The sequence below is a fragment of the Allobosea sp. 05T439 genome (assembly GCF_056396005.1).
In genome coordinates this window covers 433,635-442,871 of sequence record NZ_JBFTKP010000001.1, presented here as the reverse complement: position 1 = coordinate 442,871, position 9,237 = coordinate 433,635, and the positions used below count along the sequence as shown (strand labels likewise).

Below are 9,237 nucleotides of genomic sequence, written 5' to 3'. Positions count from 1 at the left end.
GCCGCTGGCGCCGCAGTGCGATGATCTGCTCGACCTGGCCTGCCGGCGTCGGGCGATGCAGCCGGCGCGGACGCGACGAGCGGTCCGCCAGCCCGGCCATGCCCTCGGCGGCGAAACGGGCGATCCATTTATGGACGGTCTTGAGGCTGACGCCGGCCGCCCTGGCGATCACGCCAGAGGCCGTGCCTGCCGCCGCCATGCGCACGATCCGCTCTCGACCCAACTGCGTCAGACGGGCATTCTTGTGGATGTTCATCCGGGCCTCCTTCGATGGAGACTGAAGCTTCGCAACCTCAGCTTCCTCGCTCGGGACCGGATGGACAACCTATTGAGAGCTCACAGTTAGATCAGCGGGCCGGATACGCGTTCCGGTCCGATGATCCGGAGCCCGATGCCGAAATGTTGCATCAGGTTCTGAGGTCGAGCGTGTCGAGCCGATATTCGCCGCGTTCGTCTGCGTCGAGCTGGGCGACCAGCCCGAGCTCCCAGGCAAGGTAGCGCCGCGCGGCCTCGAGATTGCCGTCGTGCCGGTCGTGCACGAAGAACAGATAGTCGATGGCGTCGACGTCCGCGGGGGCGTAGGGCGAGGTGTCGATGGCAAGCCCCGCAGCGCGCCAATCGCTTGCGTCGCCCGTGACCCGGTGAACCGATGTCGCGCCGCATTCCGCGAGGTCGCGGCTGGCGAGCGCAGTTGCTGTCTCGTCTCCCGCAAGCAGGACGTGCCGGCCCGCCACGGCGGGCAGGCGCGGCCGGATCGACCAGGCGGCGCCCGGCAGATGGCCGGCGCGATAGGCAAGCGAGCCGCGCAGGTCGAGCAGCAGGTCTCCGGCTTGCGCGCGCTCGATCGCCTCACGGGCGCCGATTACAGGTGGCGCGACAAGGTCGGGAGGGGGTTCGGATACCGGCAGGCGCCAGTCGGCCGGCCAGGTCTCGATATCGGGGAGCACATAGGTTTCGTAGCCGAGCTGGCGCAGCCAGAACGCTGCGAGCGCCGCGCGCAACCCGGTATCGTCGGCCAGGATGATGCGCGCGCGGCGGACGCCGATCCAGTGATCCGTGGCCTGAATGAGCTGGCCTCCTGGCGCCGAGGCCGCCGCGGCATGCGGCGTGGCCGCGTGCTCGGCCGGATCGCGCATGTCGAGAAGATAGGTCGTGCGGCCGGGCTCTCCGGCAAGGTCTTCGGCTTTGAGGCGGTCGATCCGCGAAATAGCATGCGTGCGCATGAAGGCATCGGCCCGCAGTCGGCTTGCCGCGCGGTCGATCTGCGGCAAAGGACCGGCGGCAGAGTCATACGCGAGCGCACGGCCCGAGAGCGCCCAGCCCTGCGTCCCGTTTTCCAGGGCAAGCACCACTGCGCCCGGCTGCATCAGCGCCAAACCCGCGGCGCCGATGATGCTGCGCGTCCGCCCGGCGCAGTTGATGATGACGGGGGCTTCCCCCGGGGCGAGTGCGTCCCAGCGATGCGCCGCCTCTCCGTTCGGAAAGGAGCGCGAGCCCGGGATCGTCATCTTCGTGTATTCGCCGGCTGAGCGACCGTCGAGGAGGTGCAGCGGGCGGCCCTGCTCCTGCCAGGCGTCGAGAGTGTCGGGACCGATCGCAGGCACGTGCCAATGCTCCTCGACCAGCTCACCCAGCGTCTTGCTCGGCAGGTTCACGCCCTTGAACAGGGTGTATCCGGCCGCCGCCCAGGCCGGGGCGCCGCCCGCGATCCAGTCGATACGGCTGTAACCCATCGCGGTGAGCCGCGTTGCGGCGCGCTCGGACACCCCATCGCCCTCGTCGACCAGCACGACCGGCACGTCGCGGCGGGGCACGAGTACCCCGACCAGCGCCTCCAGCCGGCTATAGGGGCAGGGCACGGCGAGGAAGGGGTGGCCTTCGCCGTACTGACCCTGTTCGCGCAAATCGAGACAGGCGATCTCCCCGGGTGCGTGCAGCCTCCGCTTCGCTTCCTGCGGATCGAGCGCCGGCATCAGGCGGCTTCGGCATAGGGCACGGGCTCACGTCCCGAGAAGAAGTCATGGAAGGCGGCGTAGACGAGGTCGGGTCGGTGCTCGGCCGGATAGTGCCCGGTCGGAATGGCCCAGCCGCGCACGCCGTCCGCCCATTCCTGCCAGGCTTCGAGCGGCTTGAAATGCCGGCCGCAATGGCTGTTCGAGCCCCACAGGACGAGGACGGGGCAGGCGATCTTGCGCTTGCCGTAATCCGCCGTGTCCATGGCAAGGTCGAGGGTCACGGTGGCGCGATAATCTTCGCAGACGGCGTGAATCTGCTCCGGGGTCGTGCAGCGCGCGTAGTCAGCCAGCGCCTCGGGCGTGAAGATCTCGAGCCCGACACCCTTCTTGTTGAGCTTGTAGCGGATGTAATAGTCGAGATCGGCGCAGATCAGCCGCTCGGGAAACGGCGCTTTCTGCGCCATGAAGAACCAGTGGTAGGATTCAAGCCCCCAGCCGAGGCTGACATTGGTCAGGACATGATGGGTCGGCACGATGTCGAGAGCGGCCAGCGCGGTGACGCGGTCCGGCTGGTCGAGAGCCATGCGGAAGGCGACGCGCGCGCCCCGGTCGTGCCCGGCGACTGCGAAACGGTCGAATCCGAGCGCGTCCATCACGTCGAAATTGTCCTCGCCCATCGCGCGGAAACTGTAGCCTGCATGATCCTCTCCGCCGTCGGGCTTGGAGCTGTCGCCATACCCGCGCAGGTCGGTCGCGACCACCGTGAAGCTCTGAGCCAGCGATGGCGCAATCTTGTGCCAGCTCGACAGATTGAGCGGGTTGCCGTGGATCAGCAGCAAGGGCGGCCCGCTTCCGGCTATGGCCACCTCGATTTCGGCACCGCGGGTGCGCAGTTTACGCCGCTCGAATCCTGCCATCAGCACGGTGCCATGCGGCAGGAGTGGCGGCAGGTTCGCCCCGGGTTCTGATCGTTCCAGCATCATCGGCATTGCTCCTCATCGGATCCCATGCGATGAATATCATATTGTCGACAATAAGCATCTTGAATCTGAGGGACGTCATGGCCGCCATGCAGGATAAGCCTCGCCTCGGCTTCCTCTTCGGAGACGCGACCGGCATCGGTCCCGAGATCGCGGCCAAGGTTCTCGCCGCAGGCCGCTATCGCGAGCATGTCCGGCTCGTTGCGATTGGTGATCGTCGCGTGCTGGAGCAGGGCGCGCGCGATGCCGGTGTTCAGCTCCGTTGGACCGGCGTGACTGAACGCGACGAGATCGACTGGGATGCTCCCGAGATCCCGCTCGTCGATCTCGGCAATGCCGATCCGGCTCAACTCGGGCGCGGGCAGATATCGGCGGAATCCGGCCGGATCACAGGCGAGACGCTGGCCCGTGCGATCAGCATGGCGCAGGCCGGGGAGCTCGATGCGATCACCTTCGCGCCGCTGAACAAGGCCGCGATGTTMGCAGGTGGCTGGCGCTTTCCCGACGAGCACAAGTTGTTCGCGCATCTGCTCAGGCATCACGGCTATTTCTCGGAAATGAACGTGCTCGACGGCCAGTGGATGTCGCGGGTGACGTCGCATGTCTCGCTGCGCGAAGCCCTCGACCTGATCGATGCGCGCGCGATCACCGATGCGGTCGAACTCGTCGACCGGATGATGAAGCGCGCCGGGATCGTCAGCCCGCGCATCGCGGTGGCCGCACTCAATCCTCACGCCGGCGAGAACGGCCTGTTCGGCCGCGACGAGATCGAGCTAATCCGGCCGACCGTGGAGCGGATCGCGGCTGGAGGCATCAGCTGCACCGGGCCCTATCCGGCCGATACGGTCTATATTCGTGCCTTCGCCGGCGAATTCGACAGCGTTGTGGCCATGTATCACGACCAGGGCCAGATCGCGACGAAGCTCAGGGGCTTCAATCGCGGCGTCACGGTGACGGCGGGGCTCGATGTCGTCTTCACGACGCCAGCGCATGGCACAGCATTCGACATTGTCGGCCAGGGAGTGGCCTCGCCCGGCGCGCTCCAGAGCGCCGTCGAACTTGCGAGCCGACTGGCGACAGTCCGCGTCGCCGCCTGAACCGCCGGGCGGGTCGCGACGATGCCGCTATCCGCAGGGCGCCGGTCAGCTGGCGGCGTGAGCGAGATTGTCGCCGCGGAGCGCCTCCAGCACTGCATCAGTCACCGAGCGCGTGGTCGCCGCGCCGCCGAGATCCGGCGTGTGGTTTGCCGGGTCAGCCGTGACGCGCTCGATTGCGCGCATCAGCCGCGCGGCTGCGTCCGCCTCGCCGAGATGGTCGAGCATCATCACGGCGGACCAGAAGCTGGCGATCGGATTGGCAATGCCCTTGCCGGTGATGTCGAAGGCGGAGCCGTGGATCGGCTCGAACATCGAGGGAAAGCGGCGCTCGGGGTCGAGATTGGCGGTGGGGGCAATGCCGATCGAGCCGGCGAGGGCTGCGGCGAGGTCGGACAGGATGTCGGCATGAAGATTCGTCGCGACGATCGTGTCGAGGCTCCGCGGCTTCAGTGTCATGCGGATGGTCATGGCGTCGACCAGCATCTTGTCCCAGGTCACGTCGGGAAACTCGCGCGCCACTTCGGCGGCGATCTCATCCCACATCACCATGCCGTGGCGCTGTGCGTTCGACTTGGTGACGACGGTCAAGAGTTTGCGGGGACGAGAGCGCGCCATTTCGAAGGCGAAGCGCATGATGCGCGTGACCCCGCCGCGGGTGAAGATCGAGACCTCGGTCGCGATCTCCTCGGGTTGCCCGCGATGCGAGCGCCCGCCCTGGCCGGCATATTCGCCCTCCGAATTCTCGCGCACGATCACCCAGTCGAGATCATCCGGAGCCACGCCGCGCAGGGGCGGCTCGATGCCCGGCAGGATGCGCGTCGGGCGCACATTCGCGTATTGGTCGAAGGGCTGACAGATGGCCAGCCTCAGGCCCCATAGGGTGACATGATCGGGCACATCGGGCGCGCCGACGGCACCGAAATAGATCGCGTCGCAATCGCGGATGCGGTCGAGCCCGTCTTCGGGCATCATCCGGCCATGGCGCTTGAAGTAGTCCGAACCCCAATCGAAATGGGTGAAGTCGAACGCGAAACTGCCGGACCGGGCGGCGCAGAGCGACAGGACTTCGAGACCCGCCTCGATCACCTCGGCGCCGATCCCGTCGCCGGGAATGGCGGCAATCCTGTAGGTTTTCATCAGACGGCTCCGTCCTTGCGTTCGAATTATTGCCTATTGTCGACAATTATAGAGCTGTGTCGGAAATAGTCTACCGGCTGGGCAAGGAAAACCGCTGCGCTCATAGCCTCGGGTATCCCCGACGGATTGTCGGCCTGCGCCTGGGCTCGTCCGAATGTCTTTTTTTTGGTTGGGTGCTTGACTAATAGATAGCATACTACATATATGCGTTCTATGGACGATGCCCAACCTGGATTCGAGCGCAGCTTCCTGACGGAGCTGTCGACGGCCGGCCGCAAATTGCGAACCCTGTTCGATCGCCTTGTGCGCCAGCGCGGCCTGACCTTGTCGCGCGCGCGCGCGTTGCTTCATCTCTCGCGCTGTCCGGCGATCAATCAGACGGAACTCGCCAGTCTGCTGGAGGTCGAGGGCCCGACCGTCGTGCGCCTGCTCGACGGGATGGAGAAGAACGGCCTGATCGAGCGAAGCGCCATCGACGGCGATCGGCGGGCGAAACAGATCAGCCTGACCCCCGCCGCGCAGCATCAGGTCGAGGAGATCGAGGAGATCTCCGGCGAGATCGGCCGCGACGTGTTGCGCGAGATCGATCCTGCCGAACTCGAGATCGCGATCCGCGTGCTTCGGCAGATGATCCGCAATATGGAGCCGGCGTCCTGAGGCCCATGGCCGTGGCAATGACCGACGAAGCGGAAGCGCGGCCCGAAGGCCAGGCGGATCATCCGCCTGCGACAGTCCAAGAGCCTCCCGCCCCTGAGAGCTCGGCTCTGCTGCCGGCAAAGCCCTTTGCCGTCGCCGCGGCCTATGTCGCGGCCGCCGCCCTTCTGATTGGCACGCAGGGCCTCGGCATGAACTTCGTCGCTGCCAATACCAATCAAATCCAGGGTGCCTTCGGCGCGACGCAGCTTGAGATCAATTGGCTGATCGCCGCCTATATGGCGCCGAATGTCAGCCTGACCCTGATCCTGACCAAGGTCCGGACGCAGTTCGGGCTGCGCCGTTTCGCCGAGCTCGGCATCTGCATCTTCGTCGCCGCCTCGCTTCTGCATCTCATCGCGCATGATCTGCATTCGGCGATCGGGGTCCGCTTCCTCGCGGGCATGGCCGCCTCGCCGATATCGACACTCGGCTTCCTCTACATGCTCGAGGCCTTTCCTCCGGCCAGGAAGATGTCATGGGGCTTGAGCCTGACGCTGACCTGCTCCGCGATCACCCCTACGCTGGCGCGGCTGATCTCGCCGATGCTGCTCGATATCGGTCAATGGCAGGGCCTCTATACGATGGCGATCGGCCTCGCGCTGATTTCGCTTGCCGTGATTTTCTATCTGCCACTGACGCCGATTCCCCATGCGAAGGTCCTGCAGCGGCTGGATTTCATCAGCTACCCCTTGATCGCGATCGGCTTTGGCCTGCTCGCGGTCATCCTGGTGATGGGCCGCCTGGTCTGGTGGCTGGAAGCACCCTGGATCGGCTGGTGCCTTGCCCTGGCAATCCTGTCGCTCGGGCTTGCGGTGGCAATCGAGATCAATCGCGAGACGCCGCTGCTGAATGTGCGCTGGCTGATGAGCCGGGAAATGCTCCATATCACGACGGTGCTGCTGGTCTTCCGCATCGTGCTGTCCGAGCAGACTTCGGGTGCACTCGCCCTGTTCCAGAATCTTGGCCTGCTCAATGAGCAGAGCAGGGGGCTATATGTGGTGATCCTGCTGGCTTCGCTGTGCGGCGGGCTCCTTTGCGGCGCCACTCTCAAGCTCGAGCGCGTGCCGCTGCTGCATGGCGTCGCGCTGCTCTGCATTTGCGCCGGTGCCGCCATGGATAGTCAGGCGACCAATCTGACGCGGCCGGACAACATGTATCTGAGCCAGGCCCTGATCGCGTTTGGCGGCGCGCTGTTCCTGCCTCCGGCGATGCTGACCGGTCTCATGGCTGCGCTCCGGCAGGGGCCGGCCTTTATTACCAGCTTCATCGTGGTTTTCCTTTTCACGCAGAGTCTGGGCGGCCTGATCGGTTCGGCTTTCTTCGGCAGCTTCGTCACGCTCCGCGAGAAGTTCCATTCCAGCCTTCTCGTCGAACATTTCTCGCTGTCCGACCCGGCGGTGGCGGAGCGGGTGAGGCAGCTTTCGGCAGTCTATGGAAAGCTGCTCACCGACGGGCGGCTGCTGAATGCCGAGGGCGTCGCCCTGTTCGCCCAGCAGGCCAGCCGCGAAGCCAATATCCTCGCCTATAACGACGCATTCCTGCTCATCGCGGCCCTGGCAGGAGCCGCGCTCGGCGGACTGATCATCCATCTGCTCTACGCAAGACTGCGCAGCGCCAAGTTCTTCTTACGCCCGGCCGAAGCCCTCTGAACCGAAACCAGCCATCATGTCGAAAGCCATTCGCTCACCTGGAACCCTGATTGCGCTGCTGGTCGCCGCAGGCGGTGTGCTGCTCGTGCTTTACGCCTGGCGGCTGCCGCCCTTCGCCAGCTCGGTCGAGAGCACGGAGAATGCCTATGTCAAAGGCCAGGTCACGATCATCAGCCCGCAATTGGCGGGCTATGTGAAGAAAGTCGCGGTTCAGGACTTCGAAACGGTGAAGGCTGGTGATCTCATCGTGCAGATCGACGACCGGATCTACGAGCAGCGTGTGCGGCAGGCGCAGGCCACTCTTGCCGGCCAGCGGGCCAATCTCGCCAATGCCGATCAATCGCAGCGCGCTGCCGAAGCGCGCCTGCGCTCCGGAGAAGCCCAGATCGCCAGTGCGCAGGCGGCGGTCGAAACCGCGGAAGCCAATGCCGGGCGCATCCTCGCCCTGCGCGAGAAGGGGATTTCGACGCAGAGCGCGGCCGATCAGGCCAGTCTGGTGCTCGACCAGGCCCGCGCCAGCCTACGCCAGGCCGAAGCGGCCCTCGATGTCGCCCGGCAGGATCGGCAGTCCATCATCGTCGGGCGCGCCGGGCTGGAGGCAGCCGTGCGCAATGCCGAGGCAGCAGTGCAATTGGCCGCGATCGATCTGCAGAACACCCGCATCCTGGCGCCGCAGGACGGCAAGATGGGCGAGATCGGCGTGCGGCTCGGGCAATATGTTGCTGTTGGCACGCAACTGGCGTCGCTGGTTCCGGCCAGGAAATGGGTGATCGCGAACTTCAAGGAAAACCAGCTCTCCGGGATGAAGATCGGCCAGCCGGTGACCTTTACGGTCGATGCGCTGCATCACGCCTCGTTGACCGGGCATGTCCAGGAGTTCTCGCCAGCCACGGGCTCCGAGTTCAGCATCCTGAAGGCCGACAATGCGACCGGCAATTTTACCAAGATTGCGCAGCGGCTGCCGGTGCGGATCGCGATCGATCACGGCCAGCCTTTGACCGAGGATCTGGCGCCCGGCATGTCGGTCATCGTCAGCATCGACACCGCCACGCCGGTTGAGGCAGCCGTCAACCTATCCAGCGCCGACAAGCAATAACATCGGCGTGCAAGCGACCAGGGGGACAATTGCGGACTTCTGGATCGCCCGCGCTCCAAAATGGCTGCGGTGATCCAGAAATATCCAGTCCCGAAAGCGCCGAAACGGCAGGCGCCAACGGCCGTCAGCTTCGCGGCCGGGTCAGGCGCTGGAGCCTGAGCGCGGGCCGCGCTTGGCGCGCGGTGGCTTCGCGACGACGGGTGCGGCCGGGACCACCTTGGCCTTGCGACCCAGGCCCGATGCCTTTGCAAGGGCGGCCCGGGCCTCGGAATAGTTCGGTGCGACCATCGGATAGTCTGAGGGCAAGCCCCACTTGGTGCGATATTGCTCAGGAGTGAGATTGTAGGCCGTACCCAGATGACGCCTGAGGGATTTGAACGATTTGCCGTCTTCCAGGCAGATGATGGCGTCCGGCGTGACCGACTTCTTGATCGGAACGGCCGGTACGAGCGCGACCGGTGGCGGCGCAGCTTCGGATTTGGCGTCGAGCTGCGCGAACGCTGAATACGTGCTCGCAATCAAGCCAACGAGATCGCTGCGAGGGACATTGTTATGTGCGACGTAGGCCGAAATAACCATCGCCGTCAGATCAATATAATTTTCATCTTCGTTGGCCATGGCTTTTCC

9 protein-coding genes are annotated in these 9,237 nt (G+C 65.3%); 4 read left to right on the top strand and 5 right to left on the bottom strand.

Annotated elements, in window-relative coordinates; genetic code table 11:
• The 3 genes from AC1DIO_RS02000 to AC1DIO_RS01990 all read right to left on the bottom strand — a co-directional run.
• On the bottom strand, window positions 1-256 hold a 256-nt coding region (locus AC1DIO_RS02000), incomplete at its 3' end, for a leucine zipper domain-containing protein (RefSeq protein WP_476853072.1).
• A gap of 151 nt (window positions 257-407) precedes the next feature.
• Window positions 408-1,973, bottom strand: a complete 1,566-nt coding sequence (locus AC1DIO_RS01995; protein WP_441504196.1) for a rhodanese-like domain-containing protein — start codon at window positions 1,971-1,973, stop codon at window positions 408-410.
• A complete protein-coding gene (locus AC1DIO_RS01990) occupies window positions 1,973-2,935 on the bottom strand; it encodes an alpha/beta fold hydrolase (protein WP_441504197.1) in 963 nt (320 codons plus the stop codon). The genes AC1DIO_RS01995 and AC1DIO_RS01990 overlap by 1 nt, the downstream gene beginning before the upstream one ends.
• Before the next feature lie 89 nt (window positions 2,936-3,024).
• On the opposite strand from AC1DIO_RS01990, the gene AC1DIO_RS01985 reads away from it, so the two are divergent.
• On the top strand, window positions 3,025-4,032 hold the full coding sequence (locus AC1DIO_RS01985) for a PdxA family dehydrogenase (protein ID WP_476853071.1): 1,008 nt from the start codon (window positions 3,025-3,027) through the stop codon (window positions 4,030-4,032).
• Window positions 4,033-4,077: 45 nt separating this feature from the next.
• Here the strand turns inward: AC1DIO_RS01985 and AC1DIO_RS01980 are convergent, their stop codons facing one another.
• Window positions 4,078-5,169, bottom strand: a complete 1,092-nt coding sequence (locus AC1DIO_RS01980) for a tartrate dehydrogenase (RefSeq protein WP_441504199.1) — start codon at window positions 5,167-5,169, stop codon at window positions 4,078-4,080.
• A 204-nt stretch (window positions 5,170-5,373) separates the two neighbouring features.
• Between AC1DIO_RS01980 and AC1DIO_RS01975 the strand changes: the two genes are divergently transcribed.
• The 3 genes from AC1DIO_RS01975 to AC1DIO_RS01965 are packed head-to-tail and all read left to right on the top strand — an operon-like array spanning window position 5,374 to window position 8,610.
• Window positions 5,374-5,826 (top strand): MarR family winged helix-turn-helix transcriptional regulator, encoded by a 453-nt coding sequence (locus AC1DIO_RS01975; protein WP_441504200.1) that lies wholly within the window; start codon window positions 5,374-5,376, stop codon window positions 5,824-5,826.
• A 17-nt stretch (window positions 5,827-5,843) separates the two neighbouring features.
• A complete protein-coding gene (locus tag AC1DIO_RS01970) occupies window positions 5,844-7,514 on the top strand; it encodes an MFS transporter (protein ID WP_441504201.1) in 1,671 nt (556 codons plus the stop codon).
• 16 nt (window positions 7,515-7,530) lie between these two features.
• Window positions 7,531-8,610 (top strand): HlyD family secretion protein, encoded by a 1,080-nt coding sequence (locus AC1DIO_RS01965; protein ID WP_441504202.1) that lies wholly within the window; start codon window positions 7,531-7,533, stop codon window positions 8,608-8,610.
• A gap of 141 nt (window positions 8,611-8,751) precedes the next feature.
• Here the strand turns inward: AC1DIO_RS01965 and AC1DIO_RS01960 are convergent, their stop codons facing one another.
• Entirely contained in the window at window positions 8,752-9,228 is a 477-nt protein-coding gene (locus tag AC1DIO_RS01960) for a Ros/MucR family transcriptional regulator (RefSeq protein WP_441492145.1), read from the bottom strand.
• Between the last annotated feature and the right edge of the window lie 9 nt (window positions 9,229-9,237).

Bases quoted from the DNA above. Each gene is read 5' to 3' on its own strand.
- AC1DIO_RS01975 (WP_441504200.1), top strand. From the start codon at position 5,374: ATGCGTTCTATGGACGATGCCCAACCTGGATTCGAGCGCAGCTTCCTG.
- AC1DIO_RS01965 (WP_441504202.1), top strand. From the start codon at position 7,531: ATGTCGAAAGCCATTCGCTCACCTGGAACCCTGATTGCGCTGCTGGTC.
- AC1DIO_RS01960 (WP_441492145.1), bottom strand. From the start codon at position 9,228: ATGGCCAACGAAGATGAAAATTATATTGATCTGACGGCGATGGTTATT.
- AC1DIO_RS01990 (WP_441504197.1), bottom strand. From the start codon at position 2,935: ATGCTGGAACGATCAGAACCCGGGGCGAACCTGCCGCCACTCCTGCCG.
- AC1DIO_RS01980 (WP_441504199.1), bottom strand. From the start codon at position 5,169: ATGAAAACCTACAGGATTGCCGCCATTCCCGGCGACGGGATCGGCGCC.
- AC1DIO_RS01995 (WP_441504196.1), bottom strand. From the start codon at position 1,973: ATGCCGGCGCTCGATCCGCAGGAAGCGAAGCGGAGGCTGCACGCACCC.
- AC1DIO_RS01970 (WP_441504201.1), top strand. From the start codon at position 5,844: ATGACCGACGAAGCGGAAGCGCGGCCCGAAGGCCAGGCGGATCATCCG.